25 protein-coding genes and 1 pseudogene are annotated in these 24,310 nt (G+C 72.7%); 12 read left to right on the top strand and 14 right to left on the bottom strand.

Features of this window, described 5'->3' with window-relative positions; all coding sequences use genetic code 11:
* Nucleotides 1-36 precede the first annotated feature (36 nt).
* Complete coding sequence (locus tag AC5L30_RS08730) at nt 37-1,095, bottom strand: aldo/keto reductase (protein WP_494866385.1); 1,059 nt, start codon at nt 1,093-1,095, stop codon at nt 37-39.
* Between the two features lie 98 nt (nt 1,096-1,193).
* On the opposite strand from AC5L30_RS08730, the gene AC5L30_RS08725 reads away from it, so the two are divergent.
* On the top strand, nt 1,194-1,676 hold the full coding sequence (locus AC5L30_RS08725) for a hypothetical protein (RefSeq protein ID WP_494866384.1): 483 nt from the start codon (nt 1,194-1,196) through the stop codon (nt 1,674-1,676).
* Between the two features lie 49 nt (nt 1,677-1,725).
* On the opposite strand, the gene AC5L30_RS08720 is transcribed toward AC5L30_RS08725, so the two are convergent.
* Complete coding sequence (locus tag AC5L30_RS08720; protein WP_181518504.1) at nt 1,726-2,238, bottom strand: HIT family protein; 513 nt, start codon at nt 2,236-2,238, stop codon at nt 1,726-1,728.
* 177 nt (nt 2,239-2,415) lie between these two features.
* On the opposite strand from AC5L30_RS08720, the gene AC5L30_RS08715 reads away from it, so the two are divergent.
* The gene (locus tag AC5L30_RS08715; RefSeq protein WP_494866383.1) at nt 2,416-3,144 is read left to right on the top strand and encodes a D-Ala-D-Ala carboxypeptidase family metallohydrolase; all 729 of its coding nucleotides are present in this window, start codon (nt 2,416-2,418) and stop codon (nt 3,142-3,144) included.
* Nucleotides 3,145-3,284: 140 nt separating this feature from the next.
* On the opposite strand, the gene thrS is transcribed toward AC5L30_RS08715, so the two are convergent.
* Complete coding sequence (gene thrS, locus AC5L30_RS08710; protein ID WP_494866382.1) at nt 3,285-5,294, bottom strand: threonine--tRNA ligase; 2,010 nt, start codon at nt 5,292-5,294, stop codon at nt 3,285-3,287.
* A 188-nt stretch (nt 5,295-5,482) separates the two neighbouring features.
* Here thrS and AC5L30_RS08705 point away from each other — a divergent pair, with 188 nt between their 5' ends.
* On the top strand, nt 5,483-6,529 hold the full coding sequence (locus AC5L30_RS08705) for a DUF1775 domain-containing protein (protein ID WP_494866381.1): 1,047 nt from the start codon (nt 5,483-5,485) through the stop codon (nt 6,527-6,529).
* A 374-nt stretch (nt 6,530-6,903) separates the two neighbouring features.
* Here AC5L30_RS08705 and AC5L30_RS08700 read toward each other — a convergent pair whose 3' ends face one another.
* Complete coding sequence (locus AC5L30_RS08700; RefSeq protein ID WP_494866380.1) at nt 6,904-7,824, bottom strand: ADP-ribosylglycohydrolase family protein; 921 nt, start codon at nt 7,822-7,824, stop codon at nt 6,904-6,906.
* Nucleotides 7,825-7,897: 73 nt separating this feature from the next.
* Here AC5L30_RS08700 and AC5L30_RS08695 point away from each other — a divergent pair, with 73 nt between their 5' ends.
* A complete protein-coding gene (locus tag AC5L30_RS08695; RefSeq protein ID WP_091401712.1) occupies nt 7,898-8,587 on the top strand; it encodes a response regulator transcription factor in 690 nt (229 codons plus the stop codon).
* Nucleotides 8,588-8,616: 29 nt separating this feature from the next.
* The gene (locus AC5L30_RS08690; protein ID WP_494866379.1) at nt 8,617-10,020 is read left to right on the top strand and encodes a HAMP domain-containing sensor histidine kinase; all 1,404 of its coding nucleotides are present in this window, start codon (nt 8,617-8,619) and stop codon (nt 10,018-10,020) included.
* A 257-nt stretch (nt 10,021-10,277) separates the two neighbouring features.
* Here the strand turns inward: AC5L30_RS08690 and AC5L30_RS08685 are convergent, their stop codons facing one another.
* Together AC5L30_RS08685 and AC5L30_RS08680 are read right to left on the bottom strand one after the other, a co-directional pair.
* Nucleotides 10,278-11,300 (bottom strand): adenosine deaminase, encoded by a 1,023-nt coding sequence (locus AC5L30_RS08685; protein ID WP_494866378.1) that lies wholly within the window; start codon nt 11,298-11,300, stop codon nt 10,278-10,280.
* Entirely contained in the window at nt 11,297-12,091 is a 795-nt protein-coding gene (locus AC5L30_RS08680) for a trans-aconitate 2-methyltransferase (RefSeq protein ID WP_494866377.1), read from the bottom strand. Before AC5L30_RS08680 ends, AC5L30_RS08685 begins: the two co-directional genes overlap by 4 nt.
* 83 nt (nt 12,092-12,174) lie before the next feature.
* Between AC5L30_RS08680 and AC5L30_RS08675 the strand changes: the two genes are divergently transcribed.
* Nucleotides 12,175-13,158, top strand: a complete 984-nt coding sequence (locus AC5L30_RS08675) for an aldo/keto reductase (RefSeq protein WP_091401706.1) — start codon at nt 12,175-12,177, stop codon at nt 13,156-13,158.
* Between the two features lie 88 nt (nt 13,159-13,246).
* Entirely contained in the window at nt 13,247-13,438 is a 192-nt protein-coding gene (locus AC5L30_RS08670; RefSeq protein WP_494866376.1) for a hypothetical protein, read from the top strand.
* Nucleotides 13,439-13,560: 122 nt separating this feature from the next.
* Here AC5L30_RS08670 and AC5L30_RS08665 read toward each other — a convergent pair whose 3' ends face one another.
* The 7 genes from AC5L30_RS08665 to AC5L30_RS08635 all read right to left on the bottom strand — a co-directional run bounded on the left by AC5L30_RS08665 (nt 13,561) and on the right by AC5L30_RS08635 (nt 18,065).
* Nucleotides 13,561-13,764: a cold-shock protein gene (locus tag AC5L30_RS08665; RefSeq protein WP_030338233.1), complete on the bottom strand. Its 204-nt coding sequence runs from the start codon at nt 13,762-13,764 to the stop codon at nt 13,561-13,563.
* A 288-nt stretch (nt 13,765-14,052) separates the two neighbouring features.
* The gene (locus AC5L30_RS08660) at nt 14,053-14,325 is read right to left on the bottom strand and encodes a DUF4235 domain-containing protein (RefSeq protein WP_494866375.1); all 273 of its coding nucleotides are present in this window, start codon (nt 14,323-14,325) and stop codon (nt 14,053-14,055) included.
* Nucleotides 14,322-14,696 (bottom strand): DUF3618 domain-containing protein, encoded by a 375-nt coding sequence (locus tag AC5L30_RS08655; protein WP_494866374.1) that lies wholly within the window; start codon nt 14,694-14,696, stop codon nt 14,322-14,324. Before AC5L30_RS08655 ends, AC5L30_RS08660 begins: the two co-directional genes overlap by 4 nt.
* Complete coding sequence (locus tag AC5L30_RS08650) at nt 14,693-15,127, bottom strand: phage holin family protein (RefSeq protein ID WP_030338239.1); 435 nt, start codon at nt 15,125-15,127, stop codon at nt 14,693-14,695. The genes AC5L30_RS08655 and AC5L30_RS08650 overlap by 4 nt, the downstream gene beginning before the upstream one ends.
* Before the next feature lie 420 nt (nt 15,128-15,547).
* Complete coding sequence (locus tag AC5L30_RS08645; protein WP_494866570.1) at nt 15,548-16,735, bottom strand: mechanosensitive ion channel family protein; 1,188 nt, start codon at nt 16,733-16,735, stop codon at nt 15,548-15,550.
* Between the two features lie 83 nt (nt 16,736-16,818).
* On the bottom strand, nt 16,819-17,640 hold the full coding sequence (locus AC5L30_RS08640; RefSeq protein WP_494866373.1) for a DUF1206 domain-containing protein: 822 nt from the start codon (nt 17,638-17,640) through the stop codon (nt 16,819-16,821).
* Nucleotides 17,641-17,699: 59 nt separating this feature from the next.
* Nucleotides 17,700-18,065: a hypothetical protein gene (locus tag AC5L30_RS08635; RefSeq protein ID WP_494866372.1), complete on the bottom strand. Its 366-nt coding sequence runs from the start codon at nt 18,063-18,065 to the stop codon at nt 17,700-17,702.
* 96 nt (nt 18,066-18,161) lie between these two features.
* Between AC5L30_RS08635 and AC5L30_RS08630 the strand changes: the two are divergent.
* Both AC5L30_RS08630 and AC5L30_RS08625 read left to right on the top strand, forming a co-directional pair.
* Nucleotides 18,162-19,389: pseudogene (locus AC5L30_RS08630) on the top strand (cysteine desulfurase-like protein).
* Nucleotides 19,386-19,673, top strand: a complete 288-nt coding sequence (locus AC5L30_RS08625; RefSeq protein ID WP_269679981.1) for a GNAT family N-acetyltransferase — start codon at nt 19,386-19,388, stop codon at nt 19,671-19,673. The pseudogene AC5L30_RS08630 and the gene AC5L30_RS08625 overlap by 4 nt, the downstream one beginning before the upstream one ends.
* A gap of 10 nt (nt 19,674-19,683) precedes the next feature.
* Here AC5L30_RS08625 and AC5L30_RS08620 read toward each other — a convergent pair whose 3' ends face one another.
* The gene (locus AC5L30_RS08620) at nt 19,684-21,174 is read right to left on the bottom strand and encodes a glycoside hydrolase family 3 protein (RefSeq protein WP_494866371.1); all 1,491 of its coding nucleotides are present in this window, start codon (nt 21,172-21,174) and stop codon (nt 19,684-19,686) included.
* A 217-nt stretch (nt 21,175-21,391) separates the two neighbouring features.
* On the opposite strand from AC5L30_RS08620, the gene AC5L30_RS08615 reads away from it, so the two are divergent.
* The 3 genes from AC5L30_RS08615 to AC5L30_RS08605 all read left to right on the top strand — a co-directional run bounded on the left by AC5L30_RS08615 (nt 21,392) and on the right by AC5L30_RS08605 (nt 24,279).
* Nucleotides 21,392-21,517, top strand: a complete 126-nt coding sequence (locus AC5L30_RS08615) for a hypothetical protein (RefSeq protein WP_255750123.1) — start codon at nt 21,392-21,394, stop codon at nt 21,515-21,517.
* A gap of 86 nt (nt 21,518-21,603) precedes the next feature.
* On the top strand, nt 21,604-22,554 hold the full coding sequence (locus tag AC5L30_RS08610) for a TIGR03557 family F420-dependent LLM class oxidoreductase (protein WP_494866370.1): 951 nt from the start codon (nt 21,604-21,606) through the stop codon (nt 22,552-22,554).
* A gap of 93 nt (nt 22,555-22,647) precedes the next feature.
* Nucleotides 22,648-24,279 carry a RecQ family ATP-dependent DNA helicase gene (locus AC5L30_RS08605; RefSeq protein ID WP_494866369.1) on the top strand — a complete coding sequence of 544 codons (1,632 nt, stop codon included), beginning with the start codon at nt 22,648-22,650 and terminating at the stop codon, nt 24,277-24,279.
* The last annotated feature ends 31 nt before the right edge of the window (nt 24,280-24,310 follow it).

Below are 24,310 nucleotides of genomic sequence, written 5' to 3'. Positions count from 1 at the left end.
AGATCGGGGCGGGTGGCGGGACGCCTGCGGGGACGGTTACGGGTGGACTGTGGGGTGGGTGGGGCGGGGCCAGTGGGGGCGGTCGGCGTCGCGGAGGGCGGCCGTGCGGACGGCAGCGAGCTGACGCTCCACCTCGACGAACTGGTCCGCCGGCAGCGGGCCCCGGTGCAGCGCGGCGGCGTTCTCCTCGACCTGGGCAACCGTCCGGCAGCCCGGGATCGGGATGGTGCGTCCGCTGCGCGCCCAGATCCACCCCAACGCGCCCTGGGCGAGGGTGCGCCCGTCGGCGGTGAGCGCGGCACGGACCGCGCCGACCCGGCGCAGCCACTCCGGTGCTGGCCGGCCACCCCGGAACCACTCCAACCAGCCCGGGGCCAGCCCGCGTACGTCGTCGCGGGGCAGTGTCGAGCCGGCCGAGTACTTGCCGGTCAGCAGCCCCATCCCGAGTGGACCGCGGTTGACGCTGGCCAGGTCGTACTTGTCGCAGACGGCGAGCAACTCGGGGGCGTCGCGCAGCACCGACAGGGTGTGTTGCACGGCGGTGGCACCGGCGGCGGCGTGCCCGAACGCGGCGGCCCGGTCGGGGCGGTCGGTGCTCCACCCGTACCCGCGGATCAGGCCCTCGGCCAGCAGGTCCTCGCAGGTCCCGATCAGCGCCTGCGCCCGCGGCACCGCCAGGTCGGCCAGGTGCAGCTGATAGAGGTCGATCCGGTCGGTGTTCAGCCGGCGCAGTGAGGCGGTCACGGCGCGGCGCAGGTACGCAGGCGACGCGTCCTCGCCGGTGGCCTGCCGAGCGGCCTCGTCGAAGGTGTAACCCCACTTGGTGGCGATCACGGCATTGTCGCGGCGGCCGGCGAGCGCACGACCGAGCACCCGCTCACTGTGCCCGGCCCCGTACGTGTCGGCCGTGTCGAAGAGGGTGATGCCCAGATCGAGCGCCCGGCGTACCGCCCGCACCGACTCGTCGTCGTCGACCGCGCCCCAGCCCAGCGGCTGGGTGCCCTCCGCCCAGGGCCCGCCGATCGCCCAGCACCCCATGCCGAGGGCGCTGACCTCGATGCCGCTGCGCCCCAACGTCCGTGTCGTGACTGCCATCGGCCGATCGTGCCACCTCCAGCGGGCCGCGGCGTAGCAGATCCGGCGGGCGGACACGCGGGTGCACGGGGACGCTCAGGGTGCGGCATGATCAACCCATGCGACGGCTCGGCGTGGACATCGGCGGAGTGATCATCGAGCCGGCCGACGACGACGCGGACACGTCGTTCTTCGGCGCGCACTACCTGCGCACCCCGGCCGTCGTCGGGGCGTTCGACGCGCTCGCGGCGCTCGGCCCGGCGTTCGACGAGGTGCACCTGGTGTCCAAGTGCGGGGAGGCCACCGAGCGGCGCACCCGGGAGTGGTTGGCCCACCACGACTTTGCGGCCCGCACCGGCATCCCGGTCGCGCGGGTGCACTTCTGCCGCACCCGACCGGACAAGGCACCGATCGCTCGACACCTCGGCCTGACCCACTTCGTGGACGACAAGCTGGAGGTGCTCGGCTACCTCGACTCGGTGCCGCACCGCTTCCTGTTCCGGCCCCGCCGGGCCGAGGTCGCCGCGCACGCCGCGCTGCTGCCCCGCGTACACCGGGTGGAGAGCTGGTCGGAGCTGACCCCGCTGCTGCGCGCCGACTAGCCGGACCGGCGCGGAGATCGCGCAGCCGGCGCGGCGCGGCCGGCGGCGGTCAGGACGGCCAGGCGCGGGCGAGCAGGTCGCGGGTGTCGCCGAGCAGTTGCGGCAGGACCTTGGTGCGGCCGATCACCGGCATGAAGTTCGCGTCGCCACCCCAGCGCGGCACCACGTGCTGGTGCAGGTGCGCGGCGATGCCGGCGCCGGCCACCCCACCCTGGTTCATGCCCAGGTTGAAGCCGTGGGCGTTGCTGACCTTGCGGATCACCCGCATCGCGGTCTGCGTGTACGACGCCAGCTCGGTGGTCTCCGGCACGTCCAGGTCGGTGTAGTCGGCGACGTGCCGGTAGGGGCAGACCAGCAGGTGCCCCGGGTTGTACGGGTAGAGGTTGAGCACCACGAACACGTGCTCGCCACGGGCCACCACCAGGCTCTCCTCCGGGGGCAGCTGCGGTCCTCGGCAGAAGGGGCAGCCGGTGGGCTTCTCGTAGCCCTCGGCCGGGCGGTCCTCGCCGGAGATGTAGGTCATCCGGTGCGGCGTCCAGAGCCGCTCCAGGCCGTCCGCCATGCCGTCGGTGTCCGTGTGCCGTTCCGCCCCTGTCACGAGCCGATCCTACGGAGCCCCGCGGTCGAGCCGCGACACCCGCCGTCGGGAAAACCGGATACTGCAAGTTCTTGACGGATCAATGCCGAAGCCTGAAACTTCCATGCATCCACGTACTTCCATGCATTGATGGAGGGCTACATGTTCCGACGGCTCGGCAGGTTCCTCGCGGCACTTGCGCTGACCGCCGCCACCACAGTGGCCGGCGTCACCCTCACTGCCGGCGCGGCCCAGGCGGACGGCTGCTACACCTGGGGTCGCACCCTCGCCCAGGGAGCGTCCGGCGAGGACGTCCGGCAACTCCAGATCCGGGTCGCCGGCTACCCCGGCTACGGCGCGGTGCTCACCCTCGACGGCGCGTACGGCCCGGCCACCCGGTCGGCGGTGATCCGCTTCCAGCAGGCGTACGGGCTGCCCGCGGACGGCATCGCCGGCCCACAGACCTTCAACCGGCTCTACGCCCTCCAGGACGACGACTGCACCCCGGCCAACTTCAGCTACCCCGAGCTGAACAAGTGCAACAGCGACTGGTCCGGTGGCGCGGTCTCGGCCAGCACGGCCCGGTTCAACGCGCTCGTCTCGATGTGGAAACTCCAGGCCATGCGGCACGCCCTCGGGGACGTGGCCATCGCGATCAGCAGCAGCTTCCGCAGCTACGCCTGCAACAGCGCGGTCGGCGGGGCGTCGAACAGCCGACACCTGTACGGCGACGGGGTCGACCTGGTCGGGTCCCCGTCGTTCTGCCGGCTGGCGCAGCAGGCCCGCTACCACGGCTTCGGGCAGATCCTCGGCCCCGGCTACCCCGGCCACAACGACCACACCCACGTGGCGGCGGTCGGGGGCTGGTCAGCGCCCAACTGCGGCATCTGACACCGACACCGCCCCCGAGCGCCGGCCTCCCCGGCGAAGATCGCGCTCGAACAGGGAAGTAGTGGCCTCCCCCACCGGGGCGGCCACTACTTCCTGGATCGAGCGCGATCATGCGACACGCGGGCCGTGCGGCGGTCCCGCTACTCGGCGGCGGCGGAGGGGCCGATGTTGGTCCGCGAGCTGACCACGTCCAGCACGTGGGTCACCGCCTCGGCGACCGGCACCCCGTTGCGCTGGGAGCCGTCGCGGTAGCGGAAGGAGACCGTGCCGGCGGCCACGTCGTCGTCACCGGCGATCACCATGAACGGGATCTTCTGCTGCTGCGCCGTCCGGATCTTCTTCTGCATCCGGTCGTCACCCGCGTCCACCTGGGCCCGGATGCCCTCGGCGCGCAGCGCGGCGACGAAGCCGTGCAGGTAGTCGGTGTGGTCCTCGCGGATCGGGATGCCCACCACCTGCACCGGCGCCAGCCAGGCCGGGAAGGCACCCGCGTAGTGCTCGGTGAGCACCCCGAAGAACCGCTCGATCGACCCGAACAGCGCACGGTGGATCATCACGGGCCGCTGCCGGCTGCCGTCGGCGGCCTGGTACTCCAACGCGAACCGCTCCGGCTGGTTGAAGTCGACCTGGATGGTGGACATCTGCCAGGTCCGGCCGATCGCGTCACGGGCCTGCACGGAGATCTTCGGCCCGTAGAACGCCGCGCCGCCCGGGTCGGGGACCAGGTCCAGGCCGGAGGTCGCGGCGGCGGTCCGCAGCGCCTCGGTGGCCTCGGCCCAGTCCTCGTCGGCGCCGATGAACTTGGGCGAGTCGTCCCGAGTCGACAGCTCCAGGTAGAAGTCGTCCAGGCCGTAGTCGCGCAGCAGGTCGAGCACGAAGCTGAGCAGCGTCGACAACTCGCCGGCCATCTGCTCGCGGGTGCAGTAGATGTGCGAGTCGTCCTGGGTCAGGCCACGGACCCGGGTCAGGCCGTGCACGACGCCGGACTTCTCGTACCGGTAGACCGTGCCGAACTCGAACATCCGCAGCGGCAGCTCCCGGTACGACCGCCCGCGCGACCTGAAGATCAGGTTGTGCATCGGGCAGTTCATCGCCTTGAGGTAGTAGTCCGCGCCCTCCAGCTGCATGGGCGGGAACATGGTGTCCGCGTAGTACGGCAGGTGACCGGAGGTCTGGAACAGCTGCGCCTTGGTGATGTGCGGGGTGTTGACGAACTCGTACCCCGCCTCCTCGTGCCGCCGCCGCGAGTAGTGCTCCATCTCGCGGCGGATGATGCCGCCCTTGGGGTGGAAGACCGCCAGGCCGGAGCCGATCTCGTCGGGGAAGCTGAACAGGTCGAGGTCCGCGCCGAGCTTGCGGTGGTCGCGCCGGGCGGCCTCCTCCAACAGCTTCAGGTACGCCTTGAGCTCGTCGCGGGTCGGCCACGCGGTGCCGTACACCCGCTGAAGTTGGGGGTTCTTCTCCGACCCTCGCCAGTACGCGGCGGCGGAGCGCATCAGCTTGAACGCGCCGATCAGTCGGGTGGTCGGCAGGTGCGGGCCCCGGCACAGGTCCGACCAGCAGACCTTGTCCTCCTTGGCGTCGAGGTTGTCGTAGATGGTCAGCTCGCCGCCGCCCACCTCCATCACCTCGTCGGTGTCCAGGCCCTCGCCCTTGACCTCGATCAACTCCAGCTTGAACGGCTCGTCGGCCAGCTCGGAGCGCGCCTCGTCCAGGCTGCCGAAGCGGCGGCGACGGAACCGCTGCCCGGACTTGATGATCTCCTGCATACGCTTCTCGAGCTTGCTGAGGTCATCGGGCTGGAACGGCTTGTCGACGTCGAAGTCGTAGTAGAAGCCGTTCTCGATGGGCGGGCCGATGCCCAGTTTGGCCTCGGGGAAGATGTCCTGCACGGCCTGGGCGAGGACGTGCGCGGTGGAGTGGCGCAGCACGTTGAGCCCGTCGGGCGAGTCCAGGCTGACCGGCTCGACGACGGTCTCCTCGGCCGGCGTCCAGTCCAGGTCGCGCAGCTGGCCCTGCGGGTCGCGGACCACGACGATCGCCTTGGGGCCGTTCGCGGGCAGTCCGGCCGCGGCCACCGCGTCGGCCGCCGTGGTCCCGGCGGCGACGACGACGGGGTCGGCCACGGCGGGGGTACGGGGTGCGGCCACGGTGACTCCTCCAAGTGGTACGAAACGGTGCCGATCCTCGGCTCCTGCCGATGCTATCGGTCGCCCCGCCCCCGACCGGGAAGGGCACCTCCTTGCCGCCGACGTTGAACCTTTCGCGCCTCGCAGCCGAACTAGAAGGTGTGGCCGGAAACCGGTGCCGGCCGCGTCGACACGGATGGGGGCACGAGATGGCGAGCACGTACGGCGGTGGCCGTCGGCGGCGGATCGTGGCGGCGACCGCGGTGACCGCCGCTGGGCTGCTGCTCTGGCCTGGCACGGCGTACGCGGCGGACGTGACGACCACCCCGACCGAGGCCCGCCAGGGCGACGCGGTACGGCTGGAGTTCACCGTTGCGGAGGAGCGGGCCGGCACGAAGACCAATCAGATCGAGGTACGGCTGCCGGCCGACGCGCCGATCGCCGAGGTCTACCCGATGTCAGTGAACGGCTGGGCGCCCCGGATCAGCTCCCGCACCCTGGACAAGCCGGTGGCCGGCATCCACTCCGCCGGGGTGAGCACGGTGACCACCGCGGTGACCTGGGTCCGGGTCGGTGCGAGCGACCCCGGGCCGGCCCGGTTGGCGCTCTCCATGGGGCCGATGCCGCAGGCCGAGCGGCTCACCTTCGAGGTCGTCCAGACGTACGCCGACGGCACCGTGGTCCGGTGGGCGGACGCTTCCGGTCCGCACCAGGCCCCGGCGCTCACCCTGCTGCCGGCGGCGCCCGGAGCGGCGGGTCCGGCCGCGCACGGCGGGCACGGCGGCCCGGCGGCCGGTGCGCCGGCCGCTGCGAACGGCGCTGCGAACGGCGGTGGGGACGCCGCACCGCCGGCCCGCTCGGGCGGCGCGGGCGAGGAGTCCGGCAGCGCCGACGGGATGCTGGCCGCCGGCCTGCTGGCCGGGCTGGGCGGTGGCGCGGCGATCGGCTGGCTGGTCAGCCGGTGGCGTCGACGCGACCCGGACGAGGCCACCGCGCTCGCCGAGGTGACCGGCGGCCCGGACCAGGCCGCGACCCCCGACGAGGCCGCGATCCTGGCCGAGATAACCGGCCGGGCGGACAGGACCGCGACGCCCACCGCGACGCGTGACGGCGCGAACGACGCCACGACGCTCGCCGAGACAACCGGCCATGCAGCCGAGACCGCGACGCCCAGCGACCGGACGCCGGCCGACCGGACGCCGGCCGACCCGCAGCCCGCCGACCCGACGCCCGCTGTTTCCGCGGCATCGCGGTGATCCACTCGGGTTCCCGGAAACCGCGGCATCCCAGCCGCGCGGACAGCCCGATTTGGCGGTGATCCACTCGGCTTTCCGGAAACCGTGGCAACCAAGCCGCCCGGATGCCCCGATTTGCAGGAAGCCGAGTTGATCGCGGGCGAGGCGACCAGGCCGAGCAGCGCGGGCCAGGCGACGCGGGCAGGGCGACGCGGGCAGGGCGACGCGGGCAGGGCGACGCGGGCAGGGCGACGCGGGCAGGGCGACGCGGGCAGGGCGACGCGGGCAGGGCGACGCGGGCAGGGCGACGCGGGCAGGGCGACGCGGGCCAGCCCGGAACAACCCACGCGGGCAAGGTAGCCGGGCAATCCGGGCAGGCAGGGCGATCCCGGGGGTCAGGGGAGCCAGGTAGGTAGCGGCTCGCGGGCGGCCAGCCACTTTTCGGGCACCCCGCCCGGGGTGCCGACGCCGGTGTGCGCCGCCACCACCGCTCCGGCGATGGCGGCCGTGGTGTCCACGTCCCCGCCGGCCCGTACGCACGTCTCGATGGCCGCCGGATAGTCGTCGAGGTGGGTGGCGGCCACCCAGAGGGTGAACCCGACGGTGTCCTGGGCGGTCACCCGGGAGCCGTTGCCGAGCGCCGCCACCACCCGGGGCAGCGGCCGGCCGACCAGCCCGGCCGCCCGGTGCACGCCCCGGTGCACCTCGGTGCCCGGGTCGAGCGCGGCGGCGATCCCGGCGAGCAGCCGCTCCGGGGCTGGCCGGTGCCCGTCGAGGCGGGCCCGGGCGGCCAGCGCGGCGGCGACGGCGACGGCGACCGCGCCGGCGATCCCCTCCGGGTGCGCGTGCGTCACCTCGGCGGAGGCGCGGGCCTGCGCCGCGGCACGGGCGGTCGAGTCGGCGAAGTACGCGCCCAGCGGGCCGACCCGCATCGCCGCGCCGTTGCCGCAGGAGCCCTGCCCGTCGAAGGCGGAGGCGGCGGCCAGCGGCCACGGGGTGCCGGTGCGGATCAGCCCCAGGATCAGCATCGCGCCGGCGCCGTAGCCTCGACGCTCGGCGCACCGTTCGGCGAAGGAGAGGGCCAACCGGTCCCGGTCGATGCCGCCGGATTCGGCCAGCTGGGCGAAGACCGAGCAGGCCATCTCGGTGTCGTCGGTCCATTCCCAGGGCGCTGGCGGCAGGGCGTCGGCGGCGAGATCCACGGACGCGGGCTCCGGCAGGAAGTACCGCGCGCCGAGCGCGTCGCCGGTGGAGAGACCGGCGAGGCTGTCCCGGGCGAGCGCCAGGCGGGCATCGGCGAACAGGGTGAACGACATCGTCGTACCAGCTTGCCCGGTCTCCAGGCACGCCGCAACGCGATCAACTTGCCAGGCCAAGTACGGTCTTGTCGTGGCCTCCGTGCTCCTGGTCGAAGACGATCACGTCGTACGCGGCGCGATGCTGCGGTCCCTCACCGACCGGGGGCATGCCGTGCACGCCGTGGGTACGGCGTTGGATGCCCTGCGCCGGGTCGCCGCGGAGACACCCGACCTGGTGGTGCTCGACCTCGGCCTGCCCGACCTGGACGGCTCGGACGCGCTGCGGATGCTGCGTGGCATCACCGACGTTCCGATCATCATCGCCACCGCCCGTGACGACGAGCAGTCGGTGGTCAAGCTGCTGCGCGCCGGTGCCGACGACTACATGGTCAAGCCGTTCACCGGGGCGCACCTGGACGCGCGGATCACCACCGTGCTGCGCCGGGCCGGCCGGGCCAGTCGGTCCGTGCAGCCCGCGGTGCACAGCGTCGGCGGGCTGCGGGTGGACGTGGGCGAGCGCAGCGCCCAGCTCGACGGGGAGCCGCTGGCGCTGACCCGCAAGGAATTCGACCTGTTGGCGTATCTCGCCGCACGACCTGGGCGGGTAGTGTCCCGCCGGGAACTCTTGGAGGAGGTATGGCGGCAGCCATCGGTCGGCGAGGATCAGACCATCGACGTTCACCTGTACTGGCTCCGCAGAAAGATGGGCGAGTCCGCGGCGAAGCCGCGCTACCTGCGCACCGTGCGGGGGGTCGGATTCCGGCTGGTGGCACCGGACTGAGGACGGCGCTGGCCCTGCTCACGGCCGGCATGTGCAGTCTCGTCGCGCTCGCTTTCCTGATCCCGCTCGGGCTCAGCCTGCGGGAGCAGAGCCGGGACGAGGCGATCGCCGACGCGGCGCGGCGCAGCGCGCTGGTGACCGGCGCGCTGGCGGTGAGCACCGACCCGGCGGTCGTCGAGCGGGCCGTGGTGGCCAGCGCCGAGGGCGCCTCCACCCGGCCCGTGGTACACGGGTTGGGGTTGGACGAGTCCGCTGGTCGGGCCAGCGGCAGCGATGTGGACCGGGCCCGCTCCGAGCGTCAGTCGTTGGTCGTGGACGTCGACGGGGGTGTGGCCCGGCTCGACCCGGTGGTCCTCGGTGACCGGACGGCCGTTGTCGAGGTGTTCCTTCCGGAGTCGACGCTGGGCGAGGGCACCGGCGGCACCTGGCTGCTGCTGTTCGCGGTCGGTGCGGCGATGGCCGGCGCGGCGGTGCTGGTGGTCGACCGGGTCGCTGCCCGCGCGGTGGACTCGACCCGGGGTCTGGTCAAGGCCGCACTCTCCGTCGGCGACGGCGACCTCGGCGTACGCGTCGAGCCGACCGGTCCGCGCGAGTTGGCCGAAGCCGGGTACGCCTTCAACCGGATGGCGGACCGGCTGGACGCCGCTCGCACCGACGAGCGGGAGTTGGTGGCCGATCTGTCGCATCGTCTGCGTACCCCGTTGACGGTGCTGCGCCTGGACGCGGAGGCGTTGGAGTCCGACGACACCAGCGTGGGTTCGTTCAGCCCGGCGGAGTTGGACCGGCTGCGCGGGATCCGGCGGATCCGGCAGGCGATCGTCACCCTGGAGGGTGAGATCGACGTGCTGATCAAGACCACCCGTAAGACGGTGGCGCTCGAGGCCGGGCCGGCGATGTGCGACGTCAGCGAGGTGGTTCGGGACCGGATGGTGTTCTGGGCGGCGTTGGCCGGCGACCAGAACCGCCCGCACCGGGTCAACGGCGCGCAGCTGCGCATCCCGGCGCCGGTGCCGCGGGCCGAGCTGGCCGCCGCGCTCGACGCGGTGATCGGCAACGTCTTCCGCTACACCCCGCAGGGCACCGCCTTCGAGGTGGCGGTGTCCCGGCGCGATGGTTACGTGGCCATCCGGATCGACGACGCCGGCCCCGGCATCGCCAACCCGGACCGGGCCCTGCGCCGGGGCGCCAGCGACCAGGGCTCGACCGGGCTCGGGCTGGACATCGCCAAGCGGGTCGCGTTGCAGGCCAACGGCTCGGTGAGCATCGACCGCGCCCGACTGGGCGGGGCCAGCGTGGTGATGCTGCTCGCCGACCCGGAGGCGACGCCCCGGCAGGTCAGCCGCTTCGGTCTGGTCGGTCGGATGGCCCGCGACGCCCGGGACACGAAGGCCACTGGACGTCGCTGGCCCCGCCAGCGCCCCACCGACGACTGACCCGGCCGAACCCCGGGCTGTGCGCCGGCGCAAGTCTTCCTTAGATCGCGGTTAACGACCGCGTTGGATCGGCTGCGGGCTGACAGGATCACAGCACGAACCCACCAGTTCCACCGGCCGAGCGCTTCGCGCACCCACGGCCGGTGGAGCCGCGCGCGCGGCGGGAGTCACAGGTCCCCCCACACCCACGCTCCCGCCGCGCGCCCTGCTCGTCCGACCGGCCCAGCCGGCCGCCGCGCCCTGCTCAGCGGCCCAGCTCAGCCGGCAGCGGCGAGGTACGCGTCGATCTCGGCGAGGATCCGTTGCTGGCCGGCGGCGTCCAGGAAGGACGCGGTCACCGCGTTGCGGGCCAGCCCGGCCAGCCCCTCGGCGCCGACGCCGAGCAGGCGGGCGGCCACCGCGTACTCGTCGTTGAGGGTGGTGCCGAACATCGGCGGGTCGTCGGAGTTGATGGTGACCAGCAGCCCGGCCTCGACCAGCCGGGGCAGCGGGTGCTCGTCGAGGGTGGCCACCGCCCGGGTGCGCACGTTGGACGTCGGGCAGACCTCCATCCCGATCTGCCGCTCGGCCAGGTACGCGAGCAGCTGCGGGTCCTGCGCGGCGGAGATGCCGTGCCCGATCCGCTCGGCGCCCAACTCGTTCAGCGCGTCCCAGACGGTCTGCGGCCCGGTGGTCTCCCCGGCGTGCGGCACCGAACGCAGCCCGGCAGCGCGAGCCTGGTCGAAGTAGGGCCGGAACTGCGGTCGGGGTACGCCGATCTCCGGGCCGCCCAGACCGAAACTGACCAGCCCGTCCGGGCGCTCGTCCAGCGCGATGCGCAGCGTCTCCGCGGCTGCCGGCAGACCGGCCTCGCCGGGGATGTCGAAGCACCAGCGCAGCTCGATGCCGAAGTCGGCCTGGGCGCGCTTGCGGGCGTCCTCGATCGCCTCGCAGAATGCCGGCGCGGGAATGCCCCGTCGAACGTGCGAGTACGGGGTGATGGTCAGCTCCGCGTACCGGACCTGTTGGCGGGCCAGCTCCCGGGCCACCTCGTGGGTGAGGATCCAGACGTCCTCCGGGTCGCGGATGAGATCCACGACGCTCAGGTAGACCTCGATGAAGTGCGCGAAGTCGCGGAACTCGAAGTAGTTGGCGAGCGCGTCCGGGTCGGCCGGCACGGGGCTGCGCCCCTCGTGGCGCGCCGCCAACTCGGCGACGATCCGGGGCAGGGCGGAGCCGACGTGGTGCACGTGCAGCTCCACCTTGGGCAGGCCGGCGATGAAGGTGGACAGGTCGGTCACGGGTTCTCCTGGGCATGGTCGCCGGTGCGGGCGACGACGAAGACGCGGCGGAACGGGAAGTACACCTGCCCCTGCCGCACCGGGTACGCCGCGGTGAGCCGTACTCCCAGCTCGGCCCGGAAGGCGGACCAGCCGACGGCGTCCAGTGCGGCCCGGACCGGGCGCAGCGCGGTGCCCTCCATCCAGGCCAGCACCGGGTGCTCGGCGGCGGGTCGAGCCGGCAGCAGGTGCACGTAGGTAGTCTCCCAGGCGTCCACCGCGCAGCCGGCGGCGGTCAGCAGCGCCGCGTAGTCGGCCGGGTCGTCGACCGGGTCCGCACGCAGCAGCGGGGCGACCTCGGCCCGCCAGGTCGGCCGGTTGGCAACCTCCCGCAGGGCGCGGTGCGAGTCGGCGGCGAAGTTGCCGGGGACCTGCATGGCGAGCCAGGCGCCGGCGGGCAGCTCGGTGGCCCAGCGGCGCAGCAGCTCCTGGTGGCCGGGGACCCACTGCAGCGCTGCGTTGCTGACCACCACGTCGTCGTCGCCGGCCGGACGCCAGTCGCGCAGGTCGGCGATCGCGAAGTCGACCGGCGCGCCGAGGGCCTCGGCCCGCTCGATCATCTCGGGCGAGGAGTCGAGGCCGCGCACCCGGCTGGTCGGCCAGCGCTCGGCGAGGACGGCGGTGAGCTGGCCGGGGCCGCAGCCGAGGTCGACCACCGCCCGGGGTCGCTCGGCCGGGATCCGGGCGAGAAGGTCGTGAAACGGCCGGGATCGCTCGTCGCCGAAGCGCAGGTAGGTCGTCGGGTCCCACATGGTCGCCTCCCAAACCGTACGTCCGTACTGCTAAAGGTACGGCTCGCGTGGCAGGGTGGCAACCCGATCACTAGGCTCGGGGCATGGAACAGCGCAGCTTCAACCGGCTCGGCCGGACCGTTGGCGCGGTCGGCCTGGGCGCGTGGCAACTCGGCGCCGACTGGGGCACCGTCAGCGAGGACGACGCGATGGCGGTGCTCGCCGCCGCCGTGGACGCCGGGGTCACCTTCCTCGACACCGCCGACGTGTACGGCGACGGCCGCAGCGAGCAACTGATTGGCCGCTTTCTGCGCACCCGACCCGACGCCGGGCTGACCGTCGCCACCAAGATGGGGCGCCGCGTCGAGCAGCGACCGGAGGCGTACACCCTGGCCAACTTCCGGCAGTGGACCGACCGCTCCCGGGCCAACCTGGGCATGGACACCCTGGACCTGGTCCAGCTGCACTGCCCGCCCACCGAGGTCTTCTCCTCCGACGAGGTCTTCGACGGCCTGGACACCCTCGTCGCCGAGAAGGCCATCGCCGGGTACGGGGTCAGCGTCGAGACCTGCGACCAGGCCCTCACCGCGATCGCCCGACCCGGGGTGGCGAGCGTTCAGATCATCCTCAACGCGGTCCGCCACAAGCCCCTGGAGCGGGTGCTGCCGGCCGCCGCGGCGGCCGGTGTCGGCATCATCGCCCGAGTGCCGCTCGCCAGCGGCCTGCTCTCCGGGCGCTACGACGAGCACACCGAGTTCCCCGCCGACGACCACCGCAACTACAACCGGCACGGTGCGGCCTTCGACGTCGGGGAGACGTTCTCCGGAGTCGACTTCGATCGGGGTCTGGCCGCCGTACGCCGGTTGGCCCCGCTGGTCGACGCGGACCGCACGATGGCGCAGTTCGCGCTGCGCTGGGTGTTGGACCAGGCCGGCGTCACCGTGGTCATCCCCGGTGCCCGCGACGCCGACCAGGCCCGACGCAACGCCGCCGCGGCGGCCCTGTCCCCGCTCACCGACGAGCAGTTGGCAGCCGTGCGCGAGACCTACGACGAGCTGATCCGCCCGCAGGTACACGACCGGTGGTGACCCGCGCACCCGGGTTGCTCGCGTCGCATCGCCCGGCCGGCGATGCTGGACGGCAGCGCGCCGCCCCGGGCGGCGGAGAGGGGACGCGATGAGGGGCTGGCTTCCGCTCACCCTCGGCCTACTGGCCGTGGTGATCGGTGCGGTGTGGACGGTCCAGGGCCTGGGCTACGTCAGCGGCAGCCTGATGACCGACGAGAAGATCTGGGCGGTGATCGGCCCGCTCGTCGCGCTGGCCGGGCTGGTGGTGCTCTGGCTCGGCCTGCGCTCGCGTCGACGCTGAGCGGCTGCTCCACTGCGGAGCCCGAGCACGTGCAAAGCCCCGCATCCCAACCGGGATGCGGGGCTTTGCCGCGACCCTTGGGCCGGGTCGTCCCACTGGCCGGCGGGGGCCGGCCGTCTCACTCAGATGGGACGGACCTGCTCGGCCTGCGGACCCTTCTGACCCTGCGCGATCTCGAACTCCACCCGCTGGTTCTCCTCCAGCGAGCGGTAGCCGCTGGTCTGGATGGCCGAGAAGTGGACGAACACGTCAGCACCCCCACCATCGACGGTGATGAAGCCGAAGCCCTTGTCAGCGTTGAACCACTTCACGGTTCCCTGAGCCATGTGTATCTCCCTCTAAAAACTGGCGGCCGTGCACGCCGTCCGGCCGATTGGCCGTTTTTGAGCAGCGGCGCCTGAGGCGGCCCCACGAAGGAGACTTCTCTCAACCCACGCCATCTCGCAACAGCGGGGACCAGCAAATCACGGAGGCAAAAAGTCTGTCACGACCTCTCCGACGAATTTCTCCGACATGTGACCTGACGGATGCCTCAGGTGCGCTGGGCGGCGTGCGATGCCATGCGAAAGCCCCCTTCCCATCGATGCGGGAAGGGGGCTGAAGTCGCTGCCTGGTCAGTCCGGCCAGCTGCCGGTCATCCGGCGTACGCCGACCGCGCCGCCCCGGTCCACGGCGGCTCGGACGACCGCGAAGATGGCGCCCTGCAACGCCGCGGCGGCCAGGACCTCGCCCCAGCCGCGATCCTCGTCGGTCGCGTTGGGCGCCTCACCGTCGCCCGCGGTGACCTTCCAGACCTGCCGGAAGATCGCCCCGGCCACCGTGCCCGCGGCGATACCCAACAGCACGCCGACCGGCCGGTACGCGGCCCTGCCGATGCTCTTACTCACCTACGCCTCCCCCGCACGATCATCAGCACCACCACGGTGGCCACCGCACCGGCCGCGATGGCCGCCCACGGCACCGGGTTGCGGCGCACCAACTCGCCCTTGTCGTACGCCTGTGCGCGTACCAACTCGCCCTTCTCGTGGGCCTGCGCTCGCGCCATCCCGACGCCCCGCGCGGCCTGCCCGCGGACCCGAGCGACAGTCTGCGCCGCCTGCTCACGCATCCGCTCCTTGGCCTGCTCGGCGGACTCCTTGAGCCGCGCCTTGACGTCGGCCTTGGCGGCCAACGCCTCCATCGTCTCGCCCAACTCGACCCGGGTGCGACGGATCTCCTCGCGGAGGGCCTCCGTGTCGCCGGTCCCGTTGCCGGTCATTGCCGCCCCCTGTCCTTCACCGCGGCGGTGACGGTGTCCATGTCTGCCCGGAGGCTGCGGACCGTGGCCGCCGGCACCGGCGGGACGGCACGACTGACCTGCTTCTTGCCCACCAGGGCGAGGATGCCGGCCACCAGGAAGCAGGCCACCGCCACGATCAGCGCCGCGGCCCAGGCGGGCAACACCAGGTCGAGCAGCAGGATCGCCGTGGCGACCAGCGCGCCCAGACCGAAGAACGCGAGCGCGCCTCCGCCGCCGAACAGGCCGATCCCGATGCCTGCGTGCTTACCCTTCTGGGTCAACTCCGCTCGGGCCAGCGTCAGTTCGTCCCGCACGAGGCGGGAGATCTGCTCGGTGGCCCGCTGCACCAACTCGGCGGTGGAGGGCTCGCTCCCGTTCTGGGATGTGCGGGCTTTCGCCACGTCAGCCATGCTGTCCTCCTTTCCTCATCACCGCGCTGTATGCCCGAAGTCGCCGCTCGTCAATCCTAAAGCGCGCCAAGCAGCTCACCGTCCCCGTTGTCCGGACGCCGCGCCGCCGATACGCGGCCAGCCGCCGCGATCACGCCAGAGACGTCCGGCAGCACATCCCCCACCCAAGCCCGGCCAAACCTCCCGCAACGGACCCCGTCCCCCGTTTCCACAGCGGCGACCATGAGGTTGGCGCGGACAAACCAGGCGCACCCATCCGCCAAGTCCGAGATCACCATGGCCTGCGGCGCAAGATCACGCTCGATCCTGGTTTTCGTGGCCTCGGCGGCGGTTGGAGGCCACGACAACCAGGAAGTTGCACGATCTTGCGGGGCGGGGCGGGGCGGGGGCGGGGCGAGACGCGACGGGCGGGTCTTCCGGTCAGGGGCGGGTTTCTTCGGGGCCCACGAAGGCTTCGCTGCGGGCGTCGCCGTCGTCGCTGCCGCCGAAGACCCGGGCGTCGTCGGGCGCCTCGGTGTCGGACAGGCGGCGGGTCGGACGCCGCGGCTGCACCCACTGCCAGGACAGGTTGCTGGTGGAGTCGCCCAGCTCGGCGCGCAGCCGAGGCATCGCGGTCGGGCGGTTGTCCCGGATCCAGGCGACCAGGTGCTCCCGGACGAGGCAGCGCAGGTCCCACAGGCTGCCCGCGTCGGCGGCGCTGACCAACGCGCGCAACCGGACCGTCCCGCCGGTGGCGTCGGTGACCTGAAGGACGCAGACCCGCCCGTCCCACAGCTCGGTGCCCTCGACGAGGCGGCGCAGCTCCTCACGCATGGTCTGCACCGGCACCGCCCAGTCCACGTCGAATTCGGCGGTGCCGAGCACCGCCGCCTCCGTCCGGGTCCAGTTCTGGAACGGCTTGCTGGTGAAGTACGAGGTGGGCAGGATCAACCGGCGGTCGTCCCAGATCTGCACCACGACGTAGCTGAGGGTCAGCTCCTCGATGCGACCCCACTCCCCCTCGACGACGACCACGTCGTCGAGCCGGACGGCGTCGCTGAAGGCGAGCTGGAGGCCGGCGAAGACGTTGCCGAGCAGGCTCTGCGCGGCGAGCGCTGCCACCACACCGACCACACCGGCCGAGGTCAGCACGCCGGCGCCGATGCCCCGCACGCTGGGGAACGTCATCAGCATCACGCCGACGGCCAGGATGACGATCACCGCGATGGTCAGGCGGCGCAGCATCACCACCTGGGTCCGTACCCGTCGGGCGTGCCGGTTGTCCGGTACGTCGACCCGGAACCGGGCCAGCGCGGTGTCCTCCACGACGACCAGCAGACCGGCGACCAGCCAGGCCAGGGTGGCGATGACGCCGAGGATGAGCAGGTGCAGCAGCATTCGCCGCCAGCTCTCGCCGACCGCGTACCCGGTGCTGAAGCGGACGGCGAACTGCACGGCCAGGACCGTTCCGGCGACCTGGAACGGGCGGTGTGCGTGGTCGGTCAGCTCGGTCAGCAGCAGTGACCGGCGGCCGAACCTCCGGGTCAACCGGTGGACGACCTCGACCAGGAACAGGGCGACCGCCGCCGCGACGAGCGCGGCGACGGCCGTTTCGAGATAGTTCTGCACGGCTTCGGTGCTCCCCTTCGACCAGGCGTCGGGCACTTCGGGCAAAAGCCCAAGGGTGCCCGACGGCCCAGGAATCGACCAGTTCAGACCTTGCGGTACCGGGACTGGAGGAAGCAGAAGACGCCGAAGGCGGCGATGCCGAGGGCGACCAGGGTCAGCAGGAAGGTGCCGTACGACTGCTCGCGCAGGGCGTGCAACGCGGCATCCAGACCACGGGCCTTCTCCGGGTCGTAGTTCACCGCCGCCACGATGATCAGCAGACCGGCGATGCCGTACGCGACGCCCTTGGCGACGTACCCGGCGACGCCGAGGCGGCGGGCCAGCTTCCGGGCCTTCGGGCTCATCTCGCCGGTCTTCAGGTGCTTCTCGAAGCGCTTGACGAGCCCGTAGATCACCAGGCCGACACCGATCGTGGCGAGCACCAGCCCGGCCAGGCCGACCAGCCAGCGGCCGCCGCTGGAGGTCATCAGCTTGCCGGTCAACGCCTCCTGCTGGTCGGCGCTGTTCGACCCGGCGTCCTTGAAGACCTTGAAGGCGGTCCAGGCGAAGTAGAGGTAGACGATGGTCCGGCCGGTCGAGGCGAGCCGTTCGATCACCCGTTCCCTGCCGCGCTCGGCGCGGTGCCCGACCGCCGCCTCCAGCGCCTGCCAGATCGCCATCGCGAGCAGGCCGACCGCGACGGCGATGACCAGGAACTTGCCGAGGGGCTGTGCGGAGAGGGTACGCAGCGCGCCGGACTGGTCGCCGTCGTCGGACGACGTGCCGAACGCGATCTGCAACGCCAACCAGGCGAAGAGGAGGTGGACGATGCCGTAGCCGATGAAGCCGGCCCGGGCGAGGAGTTCCAGCCACCGGCTGTCCGCCGTACGGGAGGCGGTGGCTTCGGCGCTACGGGTGAGTGACATGGCGTCACAATCTCCGATTCTGAAGATTCCCAAACGTCGGCCACCGCCGCCCGCCCAGCTCAGCTGCCGGGGTTGCGCGCTACGCGAATCTTGACCTGTTGGTCGGTCACGCTGTCCAGGGTGACCGCGAAGCCCCCGGCCTCGGCGGCCTGCTGGCCGGTGGTGAGGGTGAGCTGCTCACCGGCGACCTCGACGGTCACCTGGTCACCCTCGGCGCCGACCAGCTTGGCTTCGACGCCCAGGATGGTGGCGCTCGCGTCGACACCCCGCTCGAAGGTGACCGTGCAGGCGTCCAGCCCGCAGTCGGTGGAGGCGCCCTGAGAGCTGCACCCGGCGAGCACGGCGAGGCCGAGCGCCAGACTGGCGAAGAGACCGGCGGCGCGACGGACGGAGGGAATGGGCATGGTGGCGGGTCGGTTCGTCACCTCGCCAAGAGTACGAGACATCCGCGACGTCGTCGCCGATTGGTGATCACCTGGCGGCCGACCAGGGTACGAGGAGCACCGGCTAGGGTCCGGGACATGCCGTTCGACATCGCCCGCACCCGGGCCGCGTACCCCGCCCTGACCGAGGGCTTCGTCCACCTCGATGGTGCCGGGGGCACCCAGACCGCGGCCGGTGTGATCGACGCGGTCACCGACGCCATGCGGTCCGCGGTCGGCAACCGCAGCGCCGCCAACGGTGCGGGCCGTCGGTCGCTGGAGCTGGTGGCCGAGGCCCGCTCGGCGGTGGCCGACCTGCTCGGCGCCGACCCGGCCGGGGGTGGTGCTCGGCCCGAGCGCCACCGCGCTGACGTACACCCTGGCCCGCACGCTCGGCGCGGGCTGGCGCCCGGGTGACGAGGTGGTGGTCTCCCGACTCGACCACGACGCGAACGTGCGGCCGTGGGTGCAGGCCGCCGAGGCGGCCGGCGCGACGGTGCGCTGGGCGGAGGTCGACCGGCACACCGGCGAGTTGCCCGCGGCCCAGTACGCGGACCTGGTCGGTGAGCGGACCCGGTTGGTCGCGGTGACCGCCGGCAGCAACGCCATCGGCACCGTGCCGGACGTGTCGGCGATCGCCAAGACCGCGCACGCGGTCGGCGCATTGGTCTGCGTCGACGGGGTGCACTCGGTGCCGCACGGGCCGACCGACCTGGCGTCGCTCGGCGCCGACGTGCTGGTCACGAGCGCGTACAAGTGGTCCGGGCCGCACCTGGCGGCGATGGTGGCGGACCCGGCCCGGTGGGCGGCGCTGCGCCCGGCGAAGCTGGTGCCGTCCTCCGACGCGGTGCCGGACCGGTTCGAGTACGGCACGCCGAGCTTCCCGCTGCTGGCCGGCGTGGCCGCCGCGGTGGATCACCTGGCGGGGCTGGACCCAGAGGCGGTCGGGGACCGGCGGGCGCGGCTGCGGGCCGGGCTGGCCGCCGCCCAGGCACACGAGGAGGCCCTGCTGGACCGGCTGCTCGCCGGGTTGGCGCAGCGGCCGGCGATCACCGTCTACGGCTCGCCGGCCCGGCGCTGCCCGACGGTCTCGTTCCGGGTCGCCGGGATGTCGCCGGCGGCCACCCAGGAGGCGTTGGGCGCCGCCGGGTTCTGCCTCTCCGTCGGCGACTACTACGCCTACGAGTACTTCCAGCTGATGGGTCTGCGCGACAGCGGCGGCGCGGTGCGGGCCAGCATCTACCACTACAACACGGCCGACGAGGTGGACCGGTTGCTCGGCGAACTCGACGCGCTGGCCGAGCCGGCGGGGAGAATGGCCGGATGAGCACCCTGGTCGAGGACAACCCGGCGAAGCACCGCTTCGAGATCCTGGTCGACGACGCGTTGGCCGGCTTCACCGCGTACCTGATGCGCGGGGAGGTCCTGGTCTTCACCCACACCGAGGTGGACCGGGGCTTCCAGGGCAAGGGGGTGGGCGGGGCGTTGATCCGGGGCACCCTGGACGAGGTCCGCGCCCGGGGTGCCACGGTGGTGCCGCAGTGCCCCTTCATGGCCGCGTTCATCGACAAACACCCCGAGTACGCCGACCTGGTCGCCGACCTCCCGTAGCGCGGACCGGTCAGCGGGCGTCGGTGAGCACCTCGGCGGCGGCCCGACCACTGGCCCGGGTGGCGCCGTGGGTGGCCAGGTGCACCGCCCCGGTGACCAGCTCGGGCACGCCCAACTCGACCACGACCGCGTCCGGCCGGGCAGCCAACGCGCGGTGCACGGCGGCGCGCATCCAGTCGTGCCGGTGCAGGTCGCGGACGACCAGGACCAGGGGGCGCTCGCCCGCCTCGGCGCCCGGGTCGGCCGGCACGTCGGGTTCGGCGTAGCGGACCGTGCTGGTGCCGGGGAGCAGCTCGGCCAGTGGCCCGCCGATGCCCCACGGGGTCTCGGCGCCGATGGCGATGTTGCGCAGCGGCTCGAACTCGACGACGTGTGCCGCGCGGGTCAGTGGCAGCGCGGCCGTCGTGCCGGGGGCGGCGGTGACCCGGACGGCCCGTCGGGCGGCGACCAGCCCGACGTCGGCGGCGCCGCGCGCTCGGGCCGGGCCGGCGCTGCGGGCGGCCACCGTCCAGGCGGCGAGTTGACCGACCCGCTTGGCGGCCTCGGCGAGGCGTTCCTCGGGCAGCTCACCGGAGATGACGGCGGCCACGATGGCGTCGCGCAGCTCGCGGGCGTCCTGCTCGTCGGCCCGTTCGCCACCGATGCAGATCGCGTCGGCTCCGGCGGCGAGGGCGCGGACCGTCGCCCCGGCGAAGCCGTACCGGTCGGCGACCGCGCGCATCTCCATCGCGTCGGTGACCACCACGCCGGAGAAGCCCATCTCGTCGCGGAGCAACTCACCCAGGATGCGCTGACTCAGCGTCGCCGGCAGGTGCGGGTCGAGCGCCGGCACCAGCAGGTGGCCGGTCATCACCGCCTGCACCCCGGCGGCCACGGCGGCGCGGAACGGGGCCAGTTCGCAGGCGTCCAGCCGGTCCCGGTCGGCGGTGATCCGGGGCAGGTCGTGGTGTGAGTCGACCCGGGTGTCGCCGTGTCCGGGGAAGTGTTTGGCGCAGGCCGCGACGCCTCCGGCCTGGAGCCCGCGGACCCAGGCGGCGGTGTGCCGCGCGACCAGCGTCGGATCGGCGCCGAAGGAGCGGACGCCGATCACCGGGTTCGCCGGGTTGGAGTTGACGTCGGCGTCCGGGGCGTAGTTGAGGGTGACCCCGGCCGCGGCCAGCTCGGCGCCGAGGTCCCGGGCGACGGCCTCGGTCAGCTCCGGGTCGTCGACCGCGCCGAGGGCGAAGTTGCCGGGCCGGGAGCTGCCGTGCACCGACTCCAGCCGGGTGACGTCGCCGGCTTCCTCGTCGATCGCCACGATGACGTCCGGCCGTTCCGCGCGCAGCGTCGCGGTGAGCGCGGCCACCTGCTCGGTGTCGACGACGTTGCGGGCGAAGAGCACCACCGAGCCGAGACCCTCGCCGAGCCAGCGGCACACCCACGCAGGTGGGGTGGTGCCGACGAAGCCGGGTTGCAGGACGGCGGCGGCGAGCGCCGGGAGGTGCCCGGTGGTCGTTGTCACGCCGCCCCCTCGCAGTGATCGATGTCGATCACCGGCGACGGTGCGCCCCCGTCGATCCGCTGGTTGCGCTCGCTCATGCGGCCCCCGTACCCCATCTCTCGCGCGCCCTCGGCGCACCGCCACCGGCAGGCGGTCCTGCCATGGTCACACTGAGCGATTCAATAGTCAATAAACCTTACAGTTGCCTGGCGGCCCGCTCCCCGGGGAGAGTGCGGGGATGGATCCCGTCCTGCTGGCCGACGCGACGAGCCCGGCCGACATCCCCGGCGTACGCCTGCTCGGCCTGGTGGTCGGCGCCCTGCTGCTCCTCGCCGCGATCCGGGCGATGTTCGGCCGACGCTGACCCGGCCGACGACGGGAGCCGGTGTGACCGGGCGCCGCCGGGGTACGGCTCTCCCATCAGCAGGTCCGCGTGCCGAAGGGGAAGCCATGAAGATCGGATACTTTCTGTCCAGTGAGGAGTTCACGCCAGCCGAGTTGCTGGAGCAGGCGCGCGGCGCCGAACAGGCCGGCTTCGAGGCGCTGTGGATCTCCGACCACTACCACCCCTGGGTGGACGCACAGGGTCAGAGCCCGTTCGTCTGGTCGATGATCGGCGCGCTCAGCCAGGTCTGCTCGCTGCCGGTGACCACGGCGGTGACCTGCCCGACCCTGCGGATCCACCCGGCCGTGATCGCGCAGGCGGCGGCGACCAGCGCGGTGCTGCACGGCGGGCGGTTCGTGCTCGGCGTCGGCACCGGCGAGGCGCTCAACGAGCACATCTTCGGCGACGCCTGGCCGCAGGCCGACGTCCGACTGGAGATGCTGGAGGAGGCCGTCGAGGTGCTGCGCGCGCTGTGGGGCGGCGGCTTCGTCAACCACCACGGCAAGCACTACACCGTGGAGCAGGCCCGGATCTACACGCTGCCGGACGCGCCCCCGCCGATCTACGTCTCCGGTTTCGGGCCGAAGTCGATCGACCTGGCCGCCCGGATCGGCGACGGCTACGTGAGCACCATGCCCGACGGCGAGATGGTCCGGCGCTTCCGCGAGAACGGCGGCGGCGACAAGCCGTGCCAGGCCGGCTTCAAGGCGGCGTACGCGGACAGCGAGGAGGAGGGGCTGCGGATCGCGTACGAGCGCTGGCCCAACGCGGGGGTGCCGGGTGAGCTGTCCCAGGTGCTCCCCTCGCCGCGACACTTCGAGCAGGCCGCCGAGCTGGTCAAGCCGGAGATGCTGAAGGAGGCGTTCGTCTGCGGCAACAGCGCCGACGCCCACCTGGAGATGATCGACAAGTACGCCAAGGCCGGCTTCGACGAGGTCTACGTGGCCAACACCGGCCCCCACCACCAGGGCCTGTTCGACCTCTACCAGCGCGAGGTCCTGCCCCGGCTGCGCTGAGTCGGCGAGCGGCGAGCGGCGAGCGGCGAGCGGCGGCCCATGATCGTCCGAACGCGTTTCGGCGGTCATGGGCTCGGGTACCTCCGGCCCTCGATGAAACTGTCCACGCACTCGATGACGTTGCGCCGCGCGGCCCGCAGCCTTTTCGGCTGGAAGGCGCTGCGGCCCAACCAACTGGCCGCCATGCGCGCGGTGATGAAGCGACGCGACGCCCTGGTGGTGTTGCCCACCGGCGCCGGCAAGTCGGCGATCTACCAGATTCCGGCCAGCCTCATTCCCGGCCCCACCGTGGTGATCTCCCCGCTGCTGGCCCTCCAGCAGGACCAGATCGCCTCCCTCAACGAGCGGCAACGCCCGGAGCTGCGGGCGGTGCGGATCAGCTCGAACGAGTCGCCCACCCAACAGGCGGAGGCGATCACCGAGGTCCGCGAGGGCCGGGCCGAATTCCTCTTCATCACCCCGGAACAGCTCAGCAACCCCGAGCGGATGGCCGAGGTCGCCGCGCTGAAGCCGGCGCTGGTGGCGATCGACGAGGCGCACTGCATCTCCGCGTGGGGGCACGACTTCCGCCCCGACTACCTGGCGCTGGGGCACCTCATCGACGGCATCGGCCGACCGCCGGTGGTCGCGCTGACCGCCACCGCCTCCCCTCCGGTACGCGACGACATCATCGCCCGGCTGCGGCTGCGCGAGCCGGAGGTGGTGGTCTCCGGGCTGGACCGGCCCAACCTGTTCGTCGAGGTCGCGCACTGCCCCACCGAGGACTACCGGTGGCGGCGGCTGACCACGCTGCTGCGCGACGACGAGCGGCCCGGGATCATCTACGTGCCGACCCGTCGCGCCGCCGAGGAGTTGGCCACCCGGTTGACCGATGCCGGCTTCCCGGCGCAGTTCTACCACGGTGGGATGGCAGCCGGCGCCCGCGCCGAACTGCACGAGGCGTTCCTCGCCGACCAGGTCCCCATCATGGTGGCGACCTCGGCGTTCGGCATGGGCATCGACAAGCCGAACATCGCCTGGGTGGTGCACATGGCACTGCCCGACTCGCCGGACAGCTACTTCCAGGAGATCGGCCGGGCCGGACGCGACGGGCAACCGGCCCGGGTGCTGCTGCTCTGGCAGGCCGAGGATGTCGGCCTGCAACGGTTCTTCAGCGGCGGGCTGCCCGACGTCGACGAGCTGCGCGACCTCGCCGCGCTGCTGCGTCGCAAGCCGGCCACCAAGACCGAGCTGCGCGAGACCACCGGCCTCGGCCCACGCAAGCTGGGCCAGTACCTCTCCCTGCTGGAGCAGATCGGCGCGGCCGAGCCGCGCGCCCGGCAGCGCATCGGCGCGCCCCGCTACTCCCCCACCCCGACCGACGCCGCCGCGGCGGCGCTGGCCGAGGCGGAGCGCCAGCAGACGGTGACCCGGTCGCGCACCGACATGATGCGGGCCTTCGCCGAGACCCGGGCCTGCCGGGGTCAGACCCTGCTGGCCTACTTCGGCGAGCAGATGACGGATGTCTGCGGCCACTGCGACAACTGCCACAACGGCACCAGCGTGGCCGACCAGGGCGCGGTCGGGCCGTTCCCGGTGCACAGCCAGGTGCGGCACCCGGAGTGGGGGCCGGGCCTGGTGCTCTCGTACGAGGAGGACAAGATGACGGTTCTCTTCGATGAGGTCGGGTACAAGACGTTGTCGGTGCGCGTGGTGTCCGAACAGGGCCTGTTGACCCTGGACTAGCCTGACCCGGGCACCGGTGTCGGGCCCGGTG

This window comes from Micromonospora sp. BQ32 (assembly GCF_059358895.1).
The sequence above is the reverse complement of the archived record's forward strand: the minus strand, read 5'-3'. Positions and strand labels throughout refer to the sequence as shown.

Coding starts and splice junctions, on each gene's coding strand:
- AC5L30_RS08605 (WP_494866369.1), top strand. CDS start 22,648: ATGAAACTGTCCACGCACTCGATGACGTTGCGCCGCGCGGCCCGCAGC.
- AC5L30_RS08670 (WP_494866376.1), top strand. CDS start 13,247: ATGAGGGGCTGGCTTCCGCTCACCCTCGGCCTACTGGCCGTGGTGATC.
- AC5L30_RS08720 (WP_181518504.1), bottom strand. CDS start 2,238: ATGGCGGACGGCCTGGAGCGGCTCTGGACGCCGCACCGGATGACCTAC.
- AC5L30_RS08725 (WP_494866384.1), top strand. CDS start 1,194: ATGCGACGGCTCGGCGTGGACATCGGCGGAGTGATCATCGAGCCGGCC.
- AC5L30_RS08675 (WP_091401706.1), top strand. CDS start 12,175: ATGGAACAGCGCAGCTTCAACCGGCTCGGCCGGACCGTTGGCGCGGTC.
- AC5L30_RS08610 (WP_494866370.1), top strand. CDS start 21,604: ATGAAGATCGGATACTTTCTGTCCAGTGAGGAGTTCACGCCAGCCGAG.
- AC5L30_RS08705 (WP_494866381.1), top strand. CDS start 5,483: ATGGCGAGCACGTACGGCGGTGGCCGTCGGCGGCGGATCGTGGCGGCG.
- AC5L30_RS08615 (WP_255750123.1), top strand. CDS start 21,392: ATGGATCCCGTCCTGCTGGCCGACGCGACGAGCCCGGCCGACATCCCC.
- AC5L30_RS08730 (WP_494866385.1), bottom strand. CDS start 1,095: ATGGCAGTCACGACACGGACGTTGGGGCGCAGCGGCATCGAGGTCAGC.
- AC5L30_RS08700 (WP_494866380.1), bottom strand. CDS start 7,824: ATGTCGTTCACCCTGTTCGCCGATGCCCGCCTGGCGCTCGCCCGGGAC.
- AC5L30_RS08690 (WP_494866379.1), top strand. CDS start 8,617: ATGTGCAGTCTCGTCGCGCTCGCTTTCCTGATCCCGCTCGGGCTCAGC.
- AC5L30_RS08625 (WP_269679981.1), top strand. CDS start 19,386: ATGAGCACCCTGGTCGAGGACAACCCGGCGAAGCACCGCTTCGAGATC.
- AC5L30_RS08655 (WP_494866374.1), bottom strand. CDS start 14,696: ATGACCGGCAACGGGACCGGCGACACGGAGGCCCTCCGCGAGGAGATC.
- AC5L30_RS08665 (WP_030338233.1), bottom strand. CDS start 13,764: ATGGCTCAGGGAACCGTGAAGTGGTTCAACGCTGACAAGGGCTTCGGC.
- AC5L30_RS08650 (WP_030338239.1), bottom strand. CDS start 15,127: ATGGCTGACGTGGCGAAAGCCCGCACATCCCAGAACGGGAGCGAGCCC.
- AC5L30_RS08680 (WP_494866377.1), bottom strand. CDS start 12,091: ATGTGGGACCCGACGACCTACCTGCGCTTCGGCGACGAGCGATCCCGG.
- AC5L30_RS08715 (WP_494866383.1), top strand. CDS start 2,416: ATGTTCCGACGGCTCGGCAGGTTCCTCGCGGCACTTGCGCTGACCGCC.
- AC5L30_RS08640 (WP_494866373.1), bottom strand. CDS start 17,640: ATGTCACTCACCCGTAGCGCCGAAGCCACCGCCTCCCGTACGGCGGAC.